1 protein-coding gene and 1 pseudogene are annotated in these 1,416 nt (G+C 28.4%); both read right to left on the reverse strand.

Annotated features, from left to right (window positions below):
* Positions 1-111: 111 nt before the first annotated feature.
* On the reverse strand, positions 112-981 hold the full coding sequence (locus tag X924_RS08215) for an Rpn family recombination-promoting nuclease/putative transposase (RefSeq protein WP_233186623.1): 870 nt from the start codon (positions 979-981) through the stop codon (positions 112-114).
* Positions 982-1,187: 206 nt separating this feature from the next.
* Positions 1,188-1,416, reverse strand: a pseudogene (locus X924_RS08220) (hypothetical protein); the annotation flags it as partial.

Raw genomic sequence — 1,416 nt, forward strand, 5'->3', positions numbered from 1 at the left:
CCATCATTTTCTCCTTTTGTTTGTAGGATTTGAGTTTATTTCTAATTAAATTATACCATAATAGTGAAAGTTTTGACTGTAAAATAAAAATCCCCTTCATTGAAGGGGATTCTATTTCAATATTTCTTTCAATTCTTCGATGGTTATTTCTAATAGATTATCTCCTATGTAGTTGATTGTTTTTTCATCTGCGTTTCGAATTTTCTCTTTTAGTTCTTCTGTTAAATTTACACCAAATTTTTTTGATAATAGCTTAATAGTGAATTCTTTTCTTTCTTCAAGTTTACCTTCAAGTTTGCCTTCTTGTCTCAACTTTTCAGCTATAGACATAATCACTTCACTCCTTCCTGATAGTATTTCTTTTGCAGTTTGCCTTATTTCTCCTATATCTATGTCGTCTTTTGTATTCAGTAAGTACATCATGCATATTTCAAACAATTCATTAAACTTTACTTCTGGTAGCTGTACTATATATTCAAACATCTTTTTTAATCCTTCTAAAAACTCTTTTTTACTTGGTATCTTTGCTACTTTTATCGTTTCTAATACTACTTTTGTTATAGTTAAACCCATTATCGTTGTTTTTGCTTTCGGCGAGAAGTCGTATACTTCATATTCATAGTTTGGAATGTACCTTTTCATTTCTTTTGGTAATTGATCTATATTTTCAATTAGGTTTATTAGATTCGTTTCTACTTTCCATTCTTTTTCTGCGTTGTAAATAAGTATCGGTATTATTAGAGGTAACTTCTGCTGTTTTTTATCAATCTTTTCTTCCCATATTTTGATTATATACTTTAGAATTTGAAAAGATACCAGTGAGTCGTTATAACTTTTGTGCTCAAATAGTATGTATATGTAACCTTCAACTCCGTTGATTGTTGTTTTATACAACATGTCTTTGAAACTTTCTTGTAGATTTTCATCAACATAACTTCCATTTTCTTTTTCTAAAGTATTTAAATCTATTGTTTTTACCACATTTCTTGGTAGATAGTTTTGTAGGAAGTCTTTAGCTTATTTCAATGTTTCCAAAGTTTCTTTTGAAAAAAGCATCGTGAGGATTGTTTATTTCGTTCATTAGTTGTCCTCGCTTTGATTGTGAGATTTATGTTTTTTATTTAAATTATACCATAATAGTGAAAGTTTTGATTGGAAAGTAAAAATCCCCTTTATTGAAGGGGATTCTATTTCAATATTTCTTTCAATTCTTCGATGGTTATTTCTAATAGATTATCTCCTATGTAGTTGATTGTTTTTTCATCTGCGTTTCGAATTTTCTCTTTTAGTTCTTCTGTTAATTCATACCCAAAACGCTTTTCAAGATTTTTGATTATAAGATTAATAAATCTTTTTCTTTCTTCCAGTTTACCTTCAAGTTTTGCTTCTTCTCTGTCTCTTTTAGCTATCTTTTCT

The organism is Petrotoga sp. 9PWA.NaAc.5.4, assembly GCF_002895485.1.
Taxonomy (GTDB): Bacteria; Thermotogota; Thermotogae; order Petrotogales; family Petrotogaceae; genus AZRK01.